At 54.6% G+C, this 21,587-nt stretch carries 21 protein-coding genes; 15 read left to right on the top strand and 6 right to left on the bottom strand.

Features of this window, described 5'->3' with window-relative positions:
* Positions 1 to 95 precede the first annotated feature (95 nt).
* Positions 96 to 647: a ribosome biogenesis factor YjgA gene (gene yjgA, locus C2U43_RS22920; protein WP_008786039.1), complete on the bottom strand. Its 552-nt coding sequence runs from the start codon at positions 645 to 647 to the stop codon at positions 96 to 98.
* Between the two features lie 95 nt (positions 648 to 742).
* Between yjgA and pmbA the strand changes: the two genes are divergently transcribed.
* From pmbA to C2U43_RS22855, 13 genes are all read left to right on the top strand, one after another.
* Complete coding sequence (gene pmbA / locus C2U43_RS22915; RefSeq protein WP_003830385.1) at positions 743 to 2,095, top strand: metalloprotease PmbA; 1,353 nt, start codon at positions 743 to 745, stop codon at positions 2,093 to 2,095.
* An 86-nt stretch (positions 2,096 to 2,181) separates the two neighbouring features.
* Positions 2,182 to 2,568, top strand: a complete 387-nt coding sequence (cybC, locus tag C2U43_RS22910) for a cytochrome b562 (RefSeq protein ID WP_003025756.1) — start codon at positions 2,182 to 2,184, stop codon at positions 2,566 to 2,568.
* A gap of 332 nt (positions 2,569 to 2,900) precedes the next feature.
* On the top strand, positions 2,901 to 3,209 hold the full coding sequence (locus C2U43_RS22905; RefSeq protein ID WP_003025758.1) for a glycine dehydrogenase: 309 nt from the start codon (positions 2,901 to 2,903) through the stop codon (positions 3,207 to 3,209).
* 10 nt (positions 3,210 to 3,219) lie between these two features.
* Complete coding sequence (locus C2U43_RS22900; RefSeq protein ID WP_003830384.1) at positions 3,220 to 3,582, top strand: SFCGS family glycine-rich protein; 363 nt, start codon at positions 3,220 to 3,222, stop codon at positions 3,580 to 3,582.
* A 2-nt stretch (positions 3,583 to 3,584) separates the two neighbouring features.
* The gene (locus C2U43_RS22895) at positions 3,585 to 3,884 is read left to right on the top strand and encodes a DUF4312 family protein (protein ID WP_103285840.1); all 300 of its coding nucleotides are present in this window, start codon (positions 3,585 to 3,587) and stop codon (positions 3,882 to 3,884) included.
* A 23-nt stretch (positions 3,885 to 3,907) separates the two neighbouring features.
* Positions 3,908 to 4,684, top strand: a complete 777-nt coding sequence (locus tag C2U43_RS22890; protein ID WP_003025764.1) for a DUF4311 domain-containing protein — start codon at positions 3,908 to 3,910, stop codon at positions 4,682 to 4,684.
* A gap of 11 nt (positions 4,685 to 4,695) precedes the next feature.
* The gene (locus tag C2U43_RS22885) at positions 4,696 to 5,340 is read left to right on the top strand and encodes a DUF4310 family protein (RefSeq protein WP_003830379.1); all 645 of its coding nucleotides are present in this window, start codon (positions 4,696 to 4,698) and stop codon (positions 5,338 to 5,340) included.
* 113 nt (positions 5,341 to 5,453) lie between these two features.
* Positions 5,454 to 6,587, top strand: coding sequence for an amidohydrolase/deacetylase family metallohydrolase (locus tag C2U43_RS22880; protein ID WP_103285839.1), 1,134 nt, complete (start codon positions 5,454 to 5,456; stop codon positions 6,585 to 6,587).
* Positions 6,571 to 7,689 carry a DgaE family pyridoxal phosphate-dependent ammonia lyase gene (locus C2U43_RS22875; RefSeq protein WP_032942188.1) on the top strand — a complete coding sequence of 373 codons (1,119 nt, stop codon included), beginning with the start codon at positions 6,571 to 6,573 and terminating at the stop codon, positions 7,687 to 7,689. Before C2U43_RS22880 ends, C2U43_RS22875 begins: the two co-directional genes overlap by 17 nt.
* Complete coding sequence (gene dagF / locus C2U43_RS22870) at positions 7,686 to 8,426, top strand: 2-dehydro-3-deoxy-phosphogluconate aldolase (protein ID WP_103285838.1); 741 nt, start codon at positions 7,686 to 7,688, stop codon at positions 8,424 to 8,426. Before C2U43_RS22875 ends, dagF begins: the two co-directional genes overlap by 4 nt.
* Before the next feature lie 21 nt (positions 8,427 to 8,447).
* Positions 8,448 to 10,361, top strand: a complete 1,914-nt coding sequence (locus C2U43_RS22865) for a BglG family transcription antiterminator (protein ID WP_103285837.1) — start codon at positions 8,448 to 8,450, stop codon at positions 10,359 to 10,361.
* Positions 10,362 to 10,438: 77 nt separating this feature from the next.
* The gene (locus C2U43_RS22860) at positions 10,439 to 10,681 is read left to right on the top strand and encodes a type II toxin-antitoxin system RelB/DinJ family antitoxin (RefSeq protein WP_003830370.1); all 243 of its coding nucleotides are present in this window, start codon (positions 10,439 to 10,441) and stop codon (positions 10,679 to 10,681) included.
* Positions 10,671 to 10,955, top strand: coding sequence for a type II toxin-antitoxin system RelE family toxin (locus C2U43_RS22855; RefSeq protein WP_048227188.1), 285 nt, complete (start codon positions 10,671 to 10,673; stop codon positions 10,953 to 10,955). Before C2U43_RS22860 ends, C2U43_RS22855 begins: the two co-directional genes overlap by 11 nt.
* Positions 10,956 to 10,958: 3 nt before the next feature.
* On the opposite strand, the gene nrdG is transcribed toward C2U43_RS22855, so the two are convergent.
* The 5 genes from nrdG to treR form a co-directional block, all read right to left on the bottom strand.
* Positions 10,959 to 11,423 (bottom strand): anaerobic ribonucleoside-triphosphate reductase-activating protein, encoded by a 465-nt coding sequence (gene nrdG, locus C2U43_RS22850; RefSeq protein ID WP_032942191.1) that lies wholly within the window; start codon positions 11,421 to 11,423, stop codon positions 10,959 to 10,961.
* 159 nt (positions 11,424 to 11,582) lie between these two features.
* Entirely contained in the window at positions 11,583 to 13,721 is a 2,139-nt protein-coding gene (nrdD, locus tag C2U43_RS22845) for an anaerobic ribonucleoside-triphosphate reductase (RefSeq protein ID WP_003830363.1), read from the bottom strand.
* 409 nt (positions 13,722 to 14,130) lie between these two features.
* The gene (treC, locus tag C2U43_RS22840) at positions 14,131 to 15,783 is read right to left on the bottom strand and encodes an alpha,alpha-phosphotrehalase (RefSeq protein ID WP_103285836.1); all 1,653 of its coding nucleotides are present in this window, start codon (positions 15,781 to 15,783) and stop codon (positions 14,131 to 14,133) included.
* 49 nt (positions 15,784 to 15,832) lie between these two features.
* Positions 15,833 to 17,251 (bottom strand): PTS trehalose transporter subunit IIBC, encoded by a 1,419-nt coding sequence (gene treB / locus C2U43_RS22835; RefSeq protein ID WP_008786051.1) that lies wholly within the window; start codon positions 17,249 to 17,251, stop codon positions 15,833 to 15,835.
* 157 nt (positions 17,252 to 17,408) lie between these two features.
* Positions 17,409 to 18,356, bottom strand: coding sequence for a trehalose operon repressor TreR (gene treR, locus C2U43_RS22830; protein WP_032942194.1), 948 nt, complete (start codon positions 18,354 to 18,356; stop codon positions 17,409 to 17,411).
* Positions 18,357 to 18,547: 191 nt separating this feature from the next.
* Here treR and mgtL point away from each other — a divergent pair, with 191 nt between their 5' ends.
* Positions 18,548 to 18,601 (top strand): mgtA regulatory leader peptide MgtL, encoded by a 54-nt coding sequence (gene mgtL, locus C2U43_RS30255; RefSeq protein ID WP_223240846.1) that lies wholly within the window; start codon positions 18,548 to 18,550, stop codon positions 18,599 to 18,601.
* Positions 18,602 to 18,745: 144 nt separating this feature from the next.
* Positions 18,746 to 21,454: a magnesium-translocating P-type ATPase gene (mgtA, locus tag C2U43_RS22820; protein ID WP_032942195.1), complete on the top strand. Its 2,709-nt coding sequence runs from the start codon at positions 18,746 to 18,748 to the stop codon at positions 21,452 to 21,454.
* Positions 21,455 to 21,587 lie beyond the last annotated feature (133 nt).

The raw sequence follows: 21,587 nt of genomic DNA, 5'->3' as shown, positions 1-21,587 counted from the left end.
ATGCCCGGTGGCGCTACGCTTACCGGGCCTACAACGGATCGTAGGCCGGATAAGGTATTTGCACCGCCATCCGGCACTTTCGGCGGACGAAGAGGTTAGGCCTCGTTTTCCGCCAGTTCACGCAGATACTGGAAGATCTGGCGGGAAGATTTTGGCGGCTTGTTGCCCGCTTTTTCTTTCCTGGCGTTACGCACCAGCGAACGCAGTTGCTGACGGTCGGCGTCAGGCCACAGGTTCATCACTTCTTCGATAGCTTCATCGCTACCGTCAACCATACGGTCACGCAGTTGCTCCAGCTTATGGAAGACAACGACCTGTTGGTTGTGACGGTTTTTCAGCTTGTCCAGCGCCTGACGGATAGGATCAACATCGCGCTGGCGCAACATTTTGCCAATCAGCTGCAGCTGACGACGGCGACCTTCCATCTTAATACGCTGGGCCAGCTCAATCGCGGCACGTAAATCCGCATCGAGCGGGATTTTATCCAGCGCGTTTTTCCCCAGTTTTACCAGTTCCACACCCAGGTGTTTTAACTCCTCGGCGTCACGTTTTATTTCACTTTTACTGACCCAGATAATTTCATCGTCTTCGTCTTCGATGTCATCACCGGGAACGTCGTCGAGCCAGTCTTCGGGCTGCTTAGTCATGTCAGGCTCCTTAAAAAAAGAGGCTAATGTTACCAGTTAAGATGCGCACTGAAAAACGGTTCTCTGTTAGACTTCAGAGAAACTCTCTCTACATTATGGCATTTGCGATGAAAGTAATCTCACAAGTTGAAGCGCAGCGTAAGATTCTGGAAGAAGCAGTCTCGACGGCACTGGAATTAGCATCAGGTAAGTCGGATGGCGCGGAAGTCGCTGTGAGCAAGACCACGGGTATTAGCGTCAGCACCCGTTATGGTGAAGTGGAGAACGTCGAATTCAATAGCGATGGTGCACTGGGGATTACGGTTTACCACCAGAACCGTAAGGGCAGCGCATCGTCCACCGATTTAAGCCCGCAGGCGATTGCACGCACCGTGCAGGCCGCTCTGGACATTGCACGTTACACTTCGCCGGACCCGTGCGCGGGCGTGGCAGATAAAGAACTGCTGGCCTTTGATGCGCCCGATCTGGACCTGTTCCACCCGGCGGAAGTTTCCCCTGACGAAGCTATCGAACTGGCTGCCCGCGCTGAACAGGCGGCGTTGCAGGCCGACAAACGCATCACCAACACCGAAGGCGGCAGCTTTAACAGCCACTATGGTATCAAAGTGTTTGGCAACAGCCACGGTATGCTGCAGGGCTACTGCTCCACGCGCCATTCTCTTTCCAGCTGCGTAATCGCAGAAGAAAATGGTGATATGGAGCGTGATTACGCCTACACCATTGGTCGGGCGATGGGCGATCTGCAAACGCCGGAGTGGGTGGGGGCTGACTGTGCTCGCCGTACCTTATCACGCCTGTCTCCGCGTAAGCTTTCCACCATGAAAGCGCCGGTGATTTTCGCCAATGAAGTGGCGACCGGACTGTTCGGACACCTGGTTGGCGCCATTGCGGGCGGCTCGGTGTACCGCAAATCCACCTTCCTGCTCGACTCGCTGGGCAAGCAAATTCTGCCGGAATGGCTGACCATTGAAGAACATCCGCACCTGCTGAAAGGGCTGGCGTCTTCACCGTTCGACAGCGAAGGCGTACGGACCGAACGCCGCGACATTATTAAAGACGGTGTGCTGACTCAGTGGCTGCTGACCAATTATTCTGCACGTAAGCTGGGGCTTAAGAGCACCGGTCATGCAGGCGGGATCCACAACTGGCGAATTCCGGGACAGGGTCTAAGCTTCGAGCAGTTGCTCAAAGAGATGGGCACAGGTCTTGTGGTTACCGAGCTGATGGGACAGGGCGTAAGCGGCATTACCGGCGATTACTCGCGCGGCGCGGCGGGCTTCTGGGTCGAAAACGGTGAAATTCAGTACCCGGTGAGTGAAATTACCATCGCCGGTAACTTAAAAGAGATGTGGCGTAATATCGTCACCGTCGGCAACGATATTGAAACGCGCAGTAATATTCAGTGTGGTTCGGTCCTGTTGCCGGAGATGAAGATCGCCGGGCAATAATATCCGTCATACTTCAAGCTGTGGCGTGAATTATTGAGGGTATCTGGCGTTTGTTTATTTTTGAATAATAAAAAAGGAAGTGAGCAATGCGTAAACACCTGTTAGCGATCGTCGCAGCTTCAACGCTGGTTCTTGGTTCTTCTGCGTTTGCAGCCGATCTTGAAGACGATATGGGGATCCTCAACGACAACCTGAAAATCGTCGAAAAAACGGATAATGCGACCGAACTGAAAGATGCGTTAACCAAAATGCGTGCAGCTGCGCTGGACGCGCAAAAGGGAACGCCGCCGAAGCTGGAAAACAAATCCCCGGATAGCCCGGAGATGAAGGATTTCCGTCACGGTTTTGACACGCTGATCGGCCAGATTGACGGCGCGCTGAAGCTGGCGAACGAAGGTAAAGTTAAAGAGGCGAAAGCTGTTGCGGAAGAGCTGAAAACCACGCGCAACGAAAACCACAAGAAGTTCCGCTAATCTGCGCTATCCGGCCTGCATACCCGTAGGTCGGATACAACACCCCGCTACTGCACGTCCCATAAGTAAACGCTATCCCCATCACATTTTTTCATTTTTATCGCCCATTCATTGTTCGCACTTCCTTCCATTTTTCTGCTCGCTCTTGCGATCTCAATCACATTCTTCCAGTGATAAATCGTGGTTCCAGCTCTTTTTGCGGCACAGATCACTATCGCTGCACACCTTTCCACTTCGAAGTGGAAAACAACTCGCTACAAACTCATAACCTCCGTCGCTAATTTACCCTCAGAGACATTAACGGGGTAAGACGAGTGAATAACGGAGCTGTAATGAATGACATGGGGGAATCGGTGGAACTGGCCGACCGCATGCTGGCGCAGGTGTATGCCTTGCTGCGTGAACGCAACATTATTCCCAACGCCGTACAGGAACAGATGCTGACGTCGCATGTTCGCGCCATGGCGCACCGCTCGGTAACGGGTGAACCCTTACCAGAGGTCGATGCCAGCTTGTTTGATGAAATATCTGCCGAATCAATGGCGCTTGCCCGCGACGTGGTCGCCGAGTTTGGCAATCTTCCTGAGGAAGAGGCCTGGCTGCTGTCGGTGCACTTCGAAGTCGCGAAAGACAACCTTTAAGGAGCAAAAGATGGAACAGATTACCGTAGTGATTGGCGATCGTCTGGGTAAAGGCCAGAAAGTGGCGGCAGGCGTAGAGAAAGCGGGTGGCCGTGCCGTTGTGGTGCCGGGCGTTGCAGCAGATATGAAGCTGGGTGACGTGATGAAAGCGGAAAACGCCACCTTTGGTATCTCGTTTTGCGGCAGCGGTGGTGCGGGTGCGATTACCGCGCAGACCAAATACGGCTACAAGGCGAAATACGGCATGCGCTCGGTCGATGAAGGGGTAACCGCCATCAACGAAGGGTGCAACGTACTGGGATTCGGCTTTATGGACAAAGAAGAGCTCGGCGAGCGCCTGGTGCAGGCGTGGCAAAAGAAACACGGCGCTTAAGCATGAAAGAGCAATTCACCACCACGGTGAGAGTCACGGGTAAGGGCGAGACCAAAGCTCGCGCCTTTGCCGATGCCCTGAACCACGTTCAGGCTGCGGTGATGAAAGCGTCGCCGCATATCTTACTGCGTATTGAGCCACAGGATGTGCAGGTTGTTCAAGCGCGTGATTCGGTGCGTAAAGAGGCGTTTTTATTCCTCTTTTTGCGCCGGGAAAGACGCACTTTCAGCGTGGAGCTGGACGTGACCGTCAACGTGACTGCCATCAATCTCGACAAGGTGGATTTCGTTACGCAACGCTGATTTTTCTATTAAAAGGCATAATTATGTTCCTGATAATATTAATAAAATCGCTCATCATCGGCGCGTTGGTTGGCGTTGGTGTCGGCGCTGGGGCTGCACGCATGTTTCATGCGCCTACCACTCAAGGGATGGGCGCGTTTCGTACTCTGGGAGAACTGAATTCCTGCGAAGGGGATCCGGCTTCTCACTTCTCGTTCGGCCTGGGTTTCTTCTTTAACGCCTGGGCTTCCTCTGTTGCGGCGGGGGCGTTCACGCAGGATGTCGACCATCGCATCATCCCCAACTGGGGCGCCGCCGCGCTGATGATTAAAAATCGCAACGTCGGTGAAACGCTGCACGACCCCAAACGCATGGCAATTGCCTGCGGCGTTATCGGGATGATCGTGGTGACCTTCCTGAACCTCACCGCATCATCCGTACCGGAAGCGTTGCAGGTTACCGCCGTCAAGGTGCTGGTGCCCGCGGCTAACCTGCTGGTTAACACCGTGATGCCAGTAATCTTCTGGCTGGCGGCGATCGATGCCGGTAAGAAATCTGGCTTCTGGGCCACCGTTTTTGGCGGCGCGGCGCAGCTGATCATGGGTAACGCCGTTCCGGGTCTGGTTCTCGGCATTCTGATCGGCAAAGGTGTTGAAGAGAGCGGCTGGAACCACGTCACTAAAGTGATGATGGTGGCTATCGTCGCGCTGTTTGTCCTGAGCGGCTTCTTCCGTGGCTTCGACATGAAGATGATCGAATCCTTCCATCTGACCGTGCCTAACTGGCTCGAACTTATCCACAACTCGCTCAGCGGCAAATAACGGAGGTCATCATGGAACAGAATAAAGGTTTTTGGTTCGCTGACTGGTCATTCCCGATCTTTGTGGGCCTGCTCTCCTCTGGCGTGTTTGCCGGAACACACATGTACTACCTGTACGGTATTGGCGCATTTAACGAAGTGGCTTTTGTGGCGATGCTGAAGGCGGGAATGGATACCGGCTCCTACGGAGCGGTGGCGGCATTTGGCGCAAGCTTCCTGTTTGCCCGCATCATTGAAGGTTCGCTGGTGGGGATTTTGGATATCGGCGGGGCGATTCAAACCGGTGTTGGGTTAGGTGTTCCGGCGCTGCTGCTGGGTGCGGGCATTATCTTCCCGGTCGCCAACTTCGCCGCCTCGCTGGTCACCGGTCTGGTGATTGGTCTGGCGATTGGCTACATCATCATTCTGGCGCGTAAGTTCACCATCAACCAGAGCGACTCGACCTACGGTGCGGACGTCATGATGGGGGCCGGTAACGCCTCCGGACGCTTCCTCGGACCGTTGATTATCCTCAGCGCGATGACGGCTTCTATTCCTATCGGAATCGGTTCTCTGGCAGGCGCGCTGCTGTTTTACCTGTGGCAAAAGCCGATTACCGGCGGGGCGATCCTCGGCGCAATGATCCTCGGGTCCATCTTCCCGATTGCCATTAGTTGATGGTGTGTCGTTGTAGGCCTGATAAGGCGCAGCCGCCATCCGGCAATGACGCCTGATGGCGGCTGCGCCTTATCAGGCCTACACGACCGCCCCCATTTCAACAGGAGAGAGACATGTTTGATTTACTCCTGCGCCGTGCGCGCCTCGTTGACGATACGGTGAGCGATATTGCGCTCAAAGACGGCAAGATCGCGGCGTTGGGTGACGTTGATGGTCCGGCGCTGAAAACCATCGAGCTGGGCGGTGAGTGCTACGTCAGCGCAGGCTGGATTGACTCCCACGTTCATTGCTACCCGAAATCCCCGATTTATCACGACCAGCCGGATAGCGTTGGTATTGCGACCGGCGTCACTACCGTAGTGGATGCGGGCAGTACCGGGGCGGATGACATCGACGATTTTTACACCCTGACTCGGGAAGCTGCCACCGAAGTGTACGCGTTGCTGAATATCTCCCGCGTTGGGCTTATTGCCCAGAACGAGCTGGCCAACATGGTCAATATTGACGCTGATGCGGTGCGAGAGGCGGTGAAACGCCACCCTGATTTTATCGTCGGTCTGAAGGCACGTATGAGCAGCAGCGTAGTCGGTGAAAATGGCATCACGCCGCTGGATCGCGCCAAAGCGATGCAAGCGCAGAACGGTGACCTGCCGCTGATGGTGCACATCGGCAACAACCCGCCGGACCTGGATGAGATCGCCGAACGCCTGAGCGCGGGTGACATCATTACCCACTGTTACAACGGTAAGCCGAATCGCATTCTGACGCCGCAAGGCGAGCTGCGGGCGTCAGTGACGCGGGCGATTTCACGCGGCGTGCGTCTGGACGTTGGGCATGGCACCGCCAGCCTGAGCTTTGCGGTGGCAAAACGCGCTATCGAACTGGGTATTTTGCCGCACACCATCAGCTCCGATATTTACTGTCGTAACCGTATCAGCGGCCCGGTGCATTCCCTGGCGAATGTGATGTCGAAATTCCTCGCCATTGGGATGTCGCTGCCGCAGGTCATTGAATGCGTTACCGCCAATGCCGCCGATGGTCTGCGCCTGAAACAGAAGGGGCGGCTGCAAGTCGGTCTGGATGCCGATTTAACCCTCTTTACGCTTAAGCGCCAGCCAACCGTGCTGGTAGATGCAGAAAACGACAGCCTGCAGGCTGAACAACTGCTGGTGCCGCTTGCCGCAATACGTGCGGGCAAGGGCTATATGACCGAACAAGGGAGCGCGGAACATGCCTTCGATTTTTGAGAAATACGATTTAAAACAGGTGATTAATACCTCCGGCCGCATGACGGCGCTCGGCGTTTCCACGCCGCGACCAGAAGTGGTTGAAGCCGCGATGGCGGGGATGAACCAATATTTCGAGATGAAAGACCTGGTCAATAAAACCGGCGACTACATCGCGAAATTACTGGAAGTGGAGGGGGCAACGGTTGTCTCTTGCGCCTCGGCCGGGATCGCCCTGTCGGTGGCTGGCGTATTGGTTAAAGACAGCGACTGGCTGCTGGAGAACCTGCACGTCACGCCCATCGAGAACAACGAAATCGTGCTGCCCAGAGGTCACAACGTCAACTTTGGCGCACCGGTGGGCACCATGGTAGCGCTTGGCGGCGGCAAGTTAGTGGAAGCCGGTTATGCCAACGAATGTTCCGCGGCACAGCTGGCGGCGGCCATTACACCGCGTACGGCGGCCATTCTGTATATCAAATCTCACCACTGCGTCCAGAAAAGTATGCTCAGCGTGGAGCAGGCCGCGGTGGTGGCGCGTACGCATAATCTGCCGCTGATCGTGGATGCGGCGGCAGAAGAGGATTTGCAGTGCTACTACCGGGTTGGTGCAGATCTGGTGATTTATAGCGGCGCCAAGGCGATAGAAGGACCAACCAGCGGTCTGGTGATTGGTAAAACCCAATATGTTGAGTGGGTGAAGCGCCAGACGGCGGGGATTGGCCGGGCGATGAAGGTGGGCAAAGAGGGAATTCTTGGACTGACCTGCGCCATCGAACTGTATCTGAACGCGCAGAAAGAGAGCGGCGCGGAGATGGTCGAGAAAATGACGCCGTTCATTAATGCGTTGAACCAGCTTAACGGCGTGAGCGCCCGCGTGGTGTGGGATAGTGCAGGGCGCGACATCGCACGCACGGAAATTAAGTTTGATGAAGCGGTAACCGGGATCGCCACGGGGGAACTGGTCGACGCGCTGAAACAGGGGGAGTACGCGATTTACTTCCGTGGTTACAAAGCCAATGAAGGCATTATCGAAGCCGATGTGCGCAGCGTCGATCGCGCGCAGCTGGAGATTGTGGCCCGTCGAATTGGTGAAGTGATTTCGCAGGAGAAAAACGCATGAAACTGACCCCTAACTTTTATCGCGACCGCGTCTGCCTGAACGTACTGGCAGGCTCCAAAGAAAATGCCCGGGATATTTATGCGGCGGCGGAAGGACACGTGCTGGTTGGCGTGTTGTCAAAAAATTACCCGGATGTCGCAAGCGCGGTAGCGGATATGCGTGAATACGCGGCCCTTATCGACAATGCGCTCTCCGTGGGGCTGGGGGCGGGCGATCCTAACCAGTCGGCGATGGTCAGTGAAATCTCTCGTCAGGTGCAGCCACAGCATGTCAATCAGGTCTTTACCGGCGTGGCCACCAGTCGCGCGCTGCTGGGCCAGCAGGAGACAGTGGTCAATGGTCTGGTCTCGCCAACCGGCACGCCGGGCAGGGTGAAAATCTCCACTGGTCCGCTAAGCAGCCAGTCGCCGGAAGGTATTGTGTCGGTAGAAACCGCGATTGCGCTGCTCAAAGACATGGGCGGTAGCTCAATTAAATACTTCCCGATGGGCGGCCTGAAATGCCGTGACGAGTACATTGCGGTCGCGCAGGCCTGCGCCCGTCATGACTTCTGGCTGGAGCCAACCGGCGGTATCGATCTGGATAATTTCACTGAAATCCTGCAAATTGCCCTCGATGCCGGAGTGAGTAAAATCATTCCTCACATCTATAGTTCGATTATTGATAAGGTGAGTGGTAACACTCGTCCGGACGACGTACGCCAGCTGATGGCGATGACCCGGGCCTGCGTAGGCTAACTGACTGATGAGGAAACTGACGTGCGATTCCCCAACCAACGTTTAGCACAGCTGTTTGACATGTTGCAAAACGAAGCGCTTCCACAGGACGAGCTGGCGCAGCGGTTGTCGGTTTCCACACGCACCGTACGGGCGGATATCACCGCGCTAAACACGCTGCTCACCCAGTACGGCGCACAGTTTGTCCTCAGCCGGGGTAATGGTTATCAGCTCAAAATTGACGACCCGGCAAGCTTTCACACCCTGCAAACGCAGCAGCCCAATACGTTGCTGCGCATCCCACGCACCAGCCAGGAACGGATATACTGGCTGGTGGTGCGTTTTCTGACGTCGGCTTTCTCGCTGAAGCTGGAAGATTTAGCTGATGAATGGTTTATCAGCCGAGCGACGCTGCAAAACGATATGGCTGAGGTGCGCGAGCATCTGCAACGTTATCATCTGACGCTGGAAACGCGTCCCCGTCACGGCATGAAGCTGTTCGGCAGCGAAATGGCGATCCGCGCCTGTTTGACCGATCTGCTGTGGACGCTGGCGCAGCAGGATCCGCAGCACCCGTTAGTGACGCAAGAAGCGCTGAATGCGGGGCTCCCTGAACAGTTGCAAAGTGTTTTGCAGGACATTTTTGCCCGTTTCCATATTCGTCTGACCGATGAGGGCGAGCTGTTTTTACGCTTGTACTGCGCGGTGGCGGTACGGCGGATTAGCGAAGGATATCCACTCCCGGATTTTGCCGCAGAAGAAGCCGATCAATCGGTGTGCCTGGCCACGCGGGAAATCGCGGCGGTACTGCACCGCCTGGCAGACAAACCGCTTTCCGTTTCCGAAGAAAACTGGCTACAGGTGCATATTGCTGCCCGCCAGGTTCAGGAGATCGCGCCCAGTGCTATCAATGCGGATGATGACGAAGCGTTGGTCAATTACATCCTGCGTTTTATCAACACCCAGTACAACTACAACCTGTTGAATGATAAACAGTTGCATGCTGACCTGCTGACGCATATTAAGACGATGATCACCCGGGTGCGTTACCAGATAATGATCCCCAATCCGTTGTTGGAAAATATTAAACAGCACTACCCCATGGCGTGGGACATGACGCTGGCCGCCGTCTCGGGATGGGGAAAATATACGCCGTACACCATCAGTGAAAATGAGATTGGCTTCCTCGTGCTGCATATTGGCGTCGGGCTGGAGCGTAGTTACAACATCGGTTACCAGAGGCAGCCGAAGGTTCTGCTGGTATGCGATGCCGGAAATGCGATGGCGCGGATGATTGAAGCGGTACTGGCGCGTAAGTATCCGCAGATAGAGATCGTCGATACCGTAACGCTTCGTGACTACGAACAGCGGGAAAGCATCAGCGAAGATTTTGTCATCTCAACCGCGCGGATTGGTGAAAAAGATAAGCCGGTGGTGATGATTGCGCCATTCCCTACCGATTATCAGCTGGAGCAGATTGGCAAACTGGTGCTGGTCGACAGAACCCGTCCGTGGATGTTGAACAAATTCTTCGATGCCGCCCATTTTCGTGTGATTGACGAGTCAATGGATCAACAAACGTTGTTCAAAACCTTATGCCGTCAGTTGCAGGATGAAGGTTTTGTCGATGCGGAGTTTCTTGATTCGGTGGTTGAGCGTGAGGCCATCGTCAGCACCATGCTGGGTGACAGCATTGCCTTGCCGCACGCCCTTGGTCTGCTGGCAAAGAAAACGGTGGTCTACACCATCCTCGCCCCACAGGGTATCGCCTGGGGCGATGAAACGGCCCACGTGATCTTCTTGCTCGCCATCAGCAAGAGTGAATACGAAGAGGCGATGGCTATCTACGATATCTTCGTCACCTTCCTGCGCGAACGCGCGATGACGCGACTCTGCGCGTGTCGCAATTTCACCGAGTTCAAAGCTGTTGCGATGGAGTGCGTGAGCCGTTTTTGAGAGGCGTTATCCAGAATTCGATGTAATGCGAATGTAATGCTAAACTGCATTACACATTCGATTTTACTGGAGGCATAATGGCCACGCTGAACGTCCGTCTGGATGACAAACTCAAAAATGAGGCTTATGCCGTGCTGGAAAAACTGAATATTACTCCAACGGAAGCTGTGCGATTACTGTTTCAGTACGTCGCGGAAACGGGGCGCATGCCGGTGAAAACCGTCACCCTTAGCGACAGTGAAGATGCACTCATTCAGACAGTCCGGGAAAGGCTTGCCAGCCCGCAAAAGGGAATCAAGGTTAGTCTGGATGACTTATGAACTGGAATTCGACCCGAGAGCCTTAAAAGAGTGGCATAAACTGGGTGATACGGTGAAGACTCAGTTTAAGAAGAAGTTGGCCGACGTGTTGTTGAACCCCAGAATTGACTCTGCCCGTTTAAATGGTCTTCCTGACTGCTATAAAATTAAGCTTAAATCGTCCGGGTACCGTCTGGTGTACCAGGTTCGGGATGAGGTTGTGGTCGTGTTTGTTGTCGCGGTAGGTAAGCGAGAACATTCAGCCGTTTATCACGATGCAAACAAACGGCTTTAGCGATTAACGCAAATGATGTACAACCTGGTTGCTGCTACCGCGCCAGATCAGCGCCGGGTCTTTAAGATCCTGCACAAATTTACCATCGACCAGCACGTTGATGAGATCCACCACCTGCATTTGTGCGGCATTGAGTTCATTAAGCTTGTAGCCGGTCCACACCCAGATATCTTTCCCCGGACACTCAGCGTGAATACGCTGTACCAGTTGCAGGATATCCGGCACGTTTTGCGGATGCAGCGGATCGCCGCCGGACAGCGAAATACCCTGGCGAGGGATTCGCGTGTCGTTCAGATCGGCAATGATCTTGTCTTCCATCTCTTTGGTAAACGGCTGGCCGGAATTGAGTCGCCAGGTGCTTTTGTTATAGCAGCCAGGGCATTCATGCACGCATCCCGACACAAACAGGGTGCAGCGAGTTCCTGGGCCGTTGACGATATCGACAGGATAGTATTGATGGTATCGCATTTTCGCTTCTCAATTGACGCCATTACTGCGTTGTCTGCGCTCGCTCACCCGGGTCACTTACTTATGTAAGCTCCCCGGGATTCGCTTGCTTGCCGCCTTGTCCTGGCGCCAATTGCTTTGCGAAAAGCGTCACATCGCCAGGCAATAATACTGTCGAAATTAACCGATCTGCCCATTACCTAAATGCTTAACGCGGCGCTTCACTTCTTCCTGCTTACCGGCGTTAAACGGACGAGCGTCCGGGCTGCCTAAATAACCGCATACGCGGCGGGTGACCGACACGCGCGCGGCGTCGTGGTTACCACATTTCGGGCAGGTAAAGCCTTTGCTGGTGCACTCGAACTCACCGGTAAAGCCGCACTCGTAGCATTCATCGATTGGCGTGTTGGTCCCGTAATACGGCACGTGCTGATAGCTGTAATCCCAGACGTCTTCCAGTGCTTTCAGGTTGTGCTGAATGTTCGGGTACTCGCCGTAGCAAATGAAACCTCCATTCGCCAGCGGCGGGTACGGCGCTTCAAAATCGATCTTGTCGTACGGGTTAACCTTTTTCTCCACGTCGAGGTGGAAACTGTTGGTGTAGTAACCTTTGTCGGTAACACCCGGCACCACGCCAAACTCGGCGGTATCCAGACGGCAGAAACGATCGCACAGGTTTTCACTTGGTGTACTGTACAGGCTAAAGCCGTAGCCGGTTTCGTCTTTCCACTGATCGACTGCCTGACGCAGACGTTCCACAATGGCGATAGCTTTAGCGCGAAGCTGCTCGCTGTCGTACAAGTGTTTGTCGCCAAACAGCGCGTTGATGGTTTCGTGAATGCCAATGTAACCCAGAGAAATCGACGCGCGGCCGTTTTTAAAGATTTCAGACACGTCATCATCTGCTTTCAGACGTACGCCGCAGGCCCCTTCCATATACAGGATCGGTGCAACGCGGGCCTTCACGCCTTCCAGACGCGCAATGCGGGTCATCAGCGCTTTACGCGCCAGGATCAGACGGTCGTCGAGCAGTTTCCAGAAGGTGGCTTCATCGCCATGAGCTTCCAGCGCGATACGCGGCAGGTTAAGGCTGATAACGCCGAGGTTGTTACGGCCATCGTGAACCTGTTCGCCGTTCTCGTTTTCCCATACGCCCAGGAAGCTGCGGCAGCCCATTGGCGTTTTGAACGAGCCGGTCACTTTAACCACCTGATCGTAGTTCAGGATGTCCGGATACATACGCTTGCTCGCGCACTCCAGCGCCAGCTGCTTGATGTCATAGTTCGGATCGCCAAACTTGTGGTTCAGACCGTCACGAATCGCAAACACCAGTTTCGGGAACACGGCGGTTTTACGATTTTTACCCAGGCCGGCAATGCGGTTACGCAGAATGGACTGCTGGATCAAACGCGATTCCCAGCTGGTTCCCAGGCCGAAACCGAAGGTGACGAACGGCGTCTGACCGTTGGCGGTATGCAGGGTATTCACTTCATACTCAAGGGACTGGAATGCGTCGTAGCACTCTTTCTCGGTACGGGAATGCGCATAACCGTCGGCATCTGGGATCTGCCACTCTTCAGCGGTTTTGCGATGCTTATTAAAGCTCTCGGTCACGAACGGTGCGAGAACTTCGTCAATACGGTTAATGGTGGTACCGCCATAAATATGGCTGGCAACCTGCGCGATAATTTGCGCGGTGACGGCCGTCGCGGTGGAGATGGATTTTGGCGGCTCAATCTCCGCGTTACCCATCTTAAAGCCCTGCGTCAGCATACCTTTCAGGTCGATCAGCATGCAGTTAAACATTGGGAAGAACGGAGAGTAGTCGAGATCGTGATAGTGAATATCACCACGCTCGTGCGCCTGGACGACATCACGCGGCAACAGGTGTTGACGCGCATAGTGTTTGGCGACGATACCGGCCAGCAGGTCGCGCTGGGTCGGGATCACTTTGCTGTCTTTGTTGGCGTTTTCGTTCAGCAGAGCAGAGTTGGTTTGCTCAACCAGACCACGAATTTCCTGGTTCAGACGGCCACGTTTTTCACGCTGTATATCACGGTCGTGGCGATATTCGATGTACGCACGGGCGAGTTGTTTGTACGGACCAGACATCAGCTGGTTTTCAACCGCTGTCTGGATCTCGTTGATATCGACCTGGCTGCGCTCATTCATCTGGCTACTAACGACTTCTGCGACGGTGGCACAGTAATCTGCGTCATCGACTCCCGCTGCTTTAGCTGCACGCAGAATGGCTTCTTTGATGCGCTCTGATTTAAACGGCACTTTACAGCCATCTCGTTTCATCACATGCGGTGTCATGATCACTCCATATTTATAAGAACAGGTTATCCACAGAGGTTGGGGAAGCGGTCATGGCTTTATTCATCTCTATTGCCAATGACTTCCCGCAATCCTGACCCACTTTATCCACAATTCCACCGTTAAACGGTGCACTGTAGTTGTAGCAATTGTAGTCGATTAATACAACATATTGGGTCGGCGTGCATTTTAAGTTCTATATGTAGTGATTTGCATCAAGGATGTTTACGATTTATTTGATGTAGCGCAAAGTAAAAATCGGAGCGTACAGATGACGGGCAGTACAGCCGATTGTAAATTGTAGGCAGAAAATTCTGATTAATTATTCAGCAAAAACAGAAGGGTAAGCTAAGCGTATGTAGCAACGCCCGGTAGCGCTATGCGTACCGGGCCTGAACATAATTGCAAGCTATTTTTGCAACCACCAGACGGCCTCAAAAGGACGCAGTGTCATGTCCCCTGGTTGGCTGGCAACCTCGGCATAATTGTGCATCAGCACCTGCCAGTTTCCGTCGGTCTGGGCTGGCTGCCAGCTCTGAAAGGTACCGCTCAGATTGGCAATGACCAGCAGCCGCTGCCCTTGCCACTCTCGTTGATAGCACCACAGATGCGGGCTGTCCGGTAGCAGATCCTGGTAGTCGCCCCAGGTGATAACCGGCTCCGCTTTGCGCAAGGCGATCAGCTTCTTATAGGTGTAGAACACCGAGTCGGTATCGTTCAGTGCTGCCGTCACGTTAATGTCTGCTGCGTTGTCACACAGATTGATCCACGGCTCGCCAGGGGTGAAGCCCGCGTGTTTGCTGCTATCCCATTGCATCGGCGTGCGGCTGTTATCGCGTGATTTACTGGCGAGGATCGCCAGCAGTTCTTGCGCATCGCGTCCCTGGCCGTTCAACTCGGCAAACATGTTATGGCTTTCCACATCGCGATAATCGGTAATCTGGCGGAAATGCGGGTTGGTCATGCCAATCTCTTCACCCTGGTAGATGTAGGGGGTGCCCTGCATGCCATGCAGCACCATCGCCAGCATTTTGGCCGACGGAACGCGGTATTTACCTTCATCGCCAAAACGCGACACGATGCGCGGCTGATCGTGGTTACACCAGAACAGCGCGTTCCAGGCCTGATTGTGCATGCCCTGTTGCCAGTGGCGGAACAGGGTTTTTAGCGCCACATAATCGGGTTTTGCTAACGTCCACTTCTCACCGTTGGGGTAATCCACTTTCAGGTGGTGGAAGTTAAAGGTCATCGACAGTTCACTACCATCTTGTGCGGCGTACTGCTGGCAATGTTCCAGCGTAGTGGAAGACATTTCGCCGACCGTCATCAGGTTGCGTGGGGTAAAAACATCGCGGTTCATCTCACGCAAAAATTCATGCGCGCGCGGGCCGTCGGTATAAAAACGGCGTCCATCGCCGTCGGGATCGTTCGGGAAGTCCTGATCTTTAGAGATAAGATTCACCACGTCGAGGCGCAGTCCGTCCACGCCGCGATCGGCCCAGAACTCGCACACTTTCTTTAGCTCGGCGCGTACCACCGGGTTTTCCCAGTTCAGGTCGGCTTGCTCCGGAGCAAAGAGGTGCAGATAGTACTGCTCGCTTTCGGCGTGCCAGCCCCAGGCGTTGCCGCCAAACTTGGAGCGCCAGTTATTTGGCGGGCAGTCTGGCGTGCCGTCGCGCCAGAAATAAAACTGACGATACGGGCTGTCTTTATCCAGCGCTTCACGAAACCAGGCGTGCTGGGTTGAGGTGTGGTTAAACACCATGTCGAGAATAATACGGATGCCGCGCGCTTTCGCCTGCGCCACCAGTTCGTCAAAGTCTTCCAGCGTGCCGTAGGCCGGATCGACAGATGTGTAGTCTGCGACGTCGTAACCGTTATCAACCTGCGGCGAAGTATAGAACGGCGTCAGCCAGATGGCATCAACGCCCAGCTTTTGCAGATAGTCGAGGCGCTGCGTCACGCCGCGTAAATCTCCGGTGCCGCTGCCGGTGGTGTCCTGAAAACTCTTGGGGTAAACCTGATAGATAACGCCGTTTTGCCACCAGTGGGGAATATTCATGGTTGTTTCCTGGAAATACGCTGGGGCGCAACTGCGCCCCGAAGAAAAGTTAGACAATCTGTAATGTGCCCAGACGGTGTTTACGCTGGTAAACGAATGAGGTCAGTATCATTGGGATGACAATCGCAATGACCATCGCCATACCAAAGACCTGCCAGTAAGTCGGCTGGATGGAGAGGATGCCCGGCAAACCGCCGACGCCAATCCCGTTCGCCAGCACACCGTTCAGGCCGCACAGCAGTCCGGCGAGACCGGAGCCGATCATCGCGCACAGCATTGGGAAGCGGTATTTCAGGTTGATCCCGTACATTGCTGGTTCGGTTACCCCGAGATAGGCGGAGATCGCGGCAGGAACGGAAATTTCACGTTCGTTGTGTTTGCGACTGGAGATAATGATCCCGACCACCGCAGAGGCCTGAGCGATATTCGACAGTGCGATCAGTGGCCATACCGGCGTACCGCCCATGCTCTGAATCATCTGCATGTCGATAGCCAGCGTGGTCTGATGCACACCGGTGATCACCAGCGGGGCATACAGGAAGCCGAACAGCGCCGCGCCAATCGGAGCAAAACTGCCGGTCAGCAGATGACGGACCGCAAACGCGACACCGTCGCCGATCATGCGGCCAAATGGACCGATAAAGGCGTGCGCAAGGAATACCGCAAGGATCAGCGAGCACACCGGGACGATCACCAGATACAGGTAATCCGGGACGATGCGCTTCATGCGTGTTTCAATAAACCCGAGCGCCAGCCCGGCCAACAGTGCCGGTATGACCTGCGCCTGGTAGCCCACTTTCTCAATACTGAACAGGCCGAAGTTCCACACGTCCGGCACCTGCTGACCGAGCAAATAGGCGTTCATCAGTTGCGGAGAAACCAGGGTCACGCCCAGCACAATACCGAGGATCGGCGTACCGCCCATTTTCTTCACCGCCGACCAACAAATCCCGACCGGCAAATAGAAGAAGATCGCTTCGCCAATCAGCCACAGGAAGTCATAGAGGGTTTTCAGCGAAGGATGCATCTGCGCCAGCGTCTGCCCGTTACTCATGGGCAGATCGCCGATCACGTTACGGAAACCTAAGATCAGGCCGCCGCTAATCAGCGCTGGCAGCAGCGGGAAGAAGATCTCCGCGAAGTGAGAAATCAACTGCTCGTGCCATTTCATATTCTGCCGCGCCGCTTTCTTTGCCTGCTCTTTGTCGGCACTGGCTTGTCCGGTGGTCGCCAACAGCGCTTTGTAGTAATCGCCCACCTCGGTGCCAATTACCACCTGAAACTGCCCGGCGTTGGTGAAGCAGCCTTTGACCATTGGCAACAATTCGATCTCTTTCGGTCTGGCGTTTGCAGGCTGATTCAGCACAAAACGCAGGCGAGTAATGCAGTGACTCACCGTAGCGATATTGTCGCGCCCGCCAACCAGCTCAATCAGCCGGTCGATGTCTGCTTGTTTTATTTTGCTCATGATGGTGTGTGTTCCCCGTAGACCGGAAAAGACGCTGTTGCGTCGTCATTCGGCAACTCTCTCGTTGTTGGCGCCAGAGTATATCTTCGATGAATATTTAAAAATGGGAACGTTCCCGAAACGCAGCGAAGATCACAAATTAATGCTCAGAAAGCGATCAGGAGAGGGTGGAAGGAATAACGATTTGTCGTGGTTCGCTACGGCCGTTGATCTGTTCGATCAACTGCGAGGCCGCTTGTCGCCCGGCTTCGGCGTATCCTGGGTCGACGGTGATAATTTCCGGATGGAGGAATTTCATCAGCGGCGTGCTGCCCACGCTTGCCAACTGCAGGTTCTCTATTCGCTGCTCCTGCAAGTATTTGCTGACGCCAAGGGCAAGGGTATCCGTCGCACAGACTAAGGCGGTGGTTTCCGGGGTGATAACGTTGGCGGCCTGCTCATAGCCCTGCTTCATGGCCAGACCCGGCAACGCGGCCACAGGATGCAGTTTATGTTTTTTACAGAATGCCAGGTAAGCCTCATGGCGGCGTTTACCAGTGGTCACATCGCTATGCGGAACACCAAGAAAGCTAATATGGCGATGCTCGCGTTCGTATAAACGCTGCATCAGGGTACGAATGGCACCCTCATCGTCATAGCAGACGGAGGCAAAGCCTTTTGCATCTCTTGCCAGCAGCACCAGAGAATCTTGCCAGGAGGCGAGCATGGCTTCAGTAATGCCGGTAAAACCAAACAGCACCACGCCATCAATGTTGCGGCGTCTGAGCATGCCGAGATGTTCTTCAACCAGCTCGGGCGAGAACTGGCTTTCCATCATGATCGGATCGTAGCCCTGTTCATAAAAGGCGGGCAGCATGGTCTGCACGGCGAGATTTTCCGAAAGCGAGTCCAGACGCGTGACGATAATCGCCACCACCTTGTCGCTTTGTCCGCGCATGGCGCGTGCGGAGCGGGAAGGGGAAAAACCGTGCTGATTCATCACCGCCTCAACGCGTTCGCGGGTGCGTTCACTCACGCCGCTTTCATTGTTGAGCACACGGGAAACGGTTGATTTTCCCACACCGCTTAAGCGGGCGATGTCTTTAATGGTCAGCCGATTTTGCATCCTGTTTTCCCGTGTTGCGTGTGAAGTTATGCCAAATAGAGAATAACTTTACTCAAGCGCGGCGCAATGGGCAAAGTCTGGTATACGTTTGGTTTAGTTTCCATGGTTTATCATACCGCCATAATTGCCACAAACCTTATGGTTTTCTGCGTATAATCCGCGGCGCAAATCATTCACTTACCGGAGGCTATATGGATCCCGATCCCACCCCTCTCCCGAGATGGAGAAACAACCCTTTCCGGTAAGCCTGTCTTTCACTGTCTTACCGGAACAGTAAGACAGTGACGTTCTGACGTCCCTGTTGTGATTTTAATATTGCCACCAGGCAAGGCTTTGCCACGCCTGAAGGATTTACTGCGCCTGTTTATACTGGTGCAGAGGGACTGCCTATGTTCAAAAATATGACTCGCCAGCTGTTTGCCCGGCTAAGCCGCCATTTACCACATCGTCTGGTGCATCGCGATCCGTTGCCGAATGCTCAGACCGTTGCCAGCACACCGATCCCGCCATCGCTGAGCGAACATTGCCTGAAAATGGCGCTGATGGACGAAGACGCGCTGTGGAAAACGTTCGGCGCTCATCCGGAAGGCTTAAACGCCGCAGAAGTCGAGAACGCCCGCGAAATACATGGCGAGAACCAGTTGCCGGCACAGAAGCCGTCACCCTGGTGGGTGCATCTGTGGGTCTGCTATCGCAACCCGTTTAATATACTGCTGACCATTCTCGGGGCGATTTCCTATGCCACCGAAGATCTGTTTGCCGCTGGCGTCATCGCCCTGATGGTCGTCATCTCTACGCTGCTGAATTTTGTGCAGGAGGCGCGCTCCACCAAAGCGGCTGATGCGCTGAAAGCGATGGTCAGCAACACCGCCACGGTGCTGCGCGTTATCAACGAGAAAGGGGAGAACGGCTGGGTTGAACTGCCGATCGACCAGTTGGTTCCCGGCGATGTCATCAAGCTGGCGGCAGGGGATATGATCCCAGCCGATCTGCGCGTGGTGCAGGCTCGTGACCTGTTCGTCGCCCAGGCTTCGCTGACCGGTGAATCGCTGCCGGTGGAGAAAGTGGCAACCAGCCGCGATCCGCAGCAAAGCAACCCGCTGGAATGCGATACCCTGTGCTTTATGGGCACCAACGTGGTGAGCGGCACGGCGCAGGCCATCGTGATTTCAACCGGCGCCAATACCTGGTTCGGGCAACTGGCGGGTCGCGTCAGCGAGCAGGAAAGCGAGCAGAATGCCTTCCAGAAAGGGATCAGCCGCGTCAGCATGCTGCTGATCCGCTTTATGCTGGTGATGGCGCCCATCGTGCTTATTATCAACGGTTACACCAAAGGTGACTGGTGGGAAGCGGCGCTGTTTGCCCTGTCTGTGGCGGTGGGACTGACTCCAGAAATGCTGCCGATGATCGTCACCTCAACGCTGGCGCGTGGGGCGGTGAAGCTGTCAAAACAAAAGGTTATCGTTAAACACCTCGACGCTATCCAGAACTTTGGCGCGATGGATATCCTGTGCACCGATAAAACCGGCACCCTGACTCAGGATAAAATTGTACTTGAGAATCATACGGATATCTCTGGAAAGCCCAGCGAACATGTCCTGCATTCTGCGTGGCTGAACAGCCATTATCAGACCGGGCTGAAGAATCTGCTGGATACGGCGGTGCTGGAAGGTGTGGACGAAGAATCAGCCCGCCAGCTCTCGACTCGCTGGCAGAAAATCGATGAGATCCCGTTTGATTTTGAACGTCGCCGCATGTCGGTAGTGGTGGCAGAAGAAACCGATGTGCATCAGCTGGTCTGTAAAGGGGCGCTACAGGAGATCCTCAGCGTATGTACCCAGGTGCGTCACAACGGTGAGATAGTCCCGTTAGATGACAACATGCTGCGTCGGGTGAAACGCGTTACGGACACGCTGAACCGCCAGGGGCTGCGCGTGGTGGCGGTGGCGACGAAATACCTGCCAGCGCGTGAAGGTGATTACCAGCGTATTGATGAATCAGATCTGATCCTCGAAGGCTATATTGCGTTCCTCGATCCGCCGAAAGAGACCACCGCACCTGCGCTTAAAGCGCTGAAAGCCAGCGGCATTACGGTGAAAATCCTCACTGGCGATAGTGAACTGGTGGCGGCGAAAGTGTGTCATGAAGTGGGGCTGGATGCGGGCGATGTGGTTATCGGTAGCAGCATTGAAGGATTAAGCGATGATGAGCTGGCTCGGCTTGCTCAGCGCACCACACTGTTTGCCCGTCTGACGCCAATGCACAAAGAGCGCATTGTCACGCTGCTCAAGCGCGAAGGCCATGTGGTCGGCTTTATGGGCGATGGTATAAACGATGCCCCGGCGCTGCGCGCGGCGGACATTGGTATCTCCGTTGACGGCGCGGTTGATATTGCACGTGAAGCGGCGGATATCATCCTGCTGGAAAAGAGCCTGATGGTGCTGGAAGAAGGGGTGATTGAAGGACGCCGTACCTTCTCTAACATGCTGAAGTACATCAAAATGACGGCCAGTTCAAACTTTGGTAACGTATTTAGCGTGCTGGTGGCGAGCGCCTTCTTACCGTTCCTGCCGATGTTACCGCTGCACTTACTGATTCAGAACCTGCTGTACGATGTATCCCAGGTGGCGATTCCGTTTGATAACGTCGACGAAGAGCAGATCAAAAAGCCGCAGCGCTGGAATCCCAGCGAATTGGGCCGCTTTATGATCTTCTTTGGACCGATCAGCTCGATCTTCGACATTCTGACCTTTTGCCTGATGTGGTTCGTCTTCCATGCCAATACGCCTGAACATCAGACGTTGTTCCAGTCTGGCTGGTTCGTGGTGGGCCTGCTGTCGCAAACGTTGATTGTGCATATGATTCGTACCCGTCGCGTGCCGTTCATCCAGAGCCGCGCCGCGTGGCCGCTGATGCTGATGACGCTGGTGGTGATGGTCGTCGGCATTGCATTACCCTTCTCGCCGCTGGCCAGCTATCTGCAATTGCAGGCATTACCGCTGAGCTACTTCCCGTGGCTGATTGCGATTCTGGCGGGTTACATGACATTGACTCAATTAGTGAAAGGTTTTTATAGCCGTCGCTACGGCTGGCAGTAAACATCAAACGCCTCAGCAGGATGGTGTTAATACCATCCTGCATTCCTCATTTTCATTCGAAGATATTACCTCACAACATTAGTGTTTTATTTTTATTGAAATGCTAACGGGTGTTATTAGTATCAAATCGCCT

The sequence above is a fragment of the Citrobacter freundii complex sp. CFNIH9 genome, from assembly GCF_002903305.1.
In the GTDB taxonomy this organism is placed as follows: domain Bacteria; phylum Pseudomonadota; class Gammaproteobacteria; order Enterobacterales; family Enterobacteriaceae; genus Citrobacter; species Citrobacter portucalensis.
This window is presented reverse-complemented; position numbering and strand designations above follow the sequence as displayed.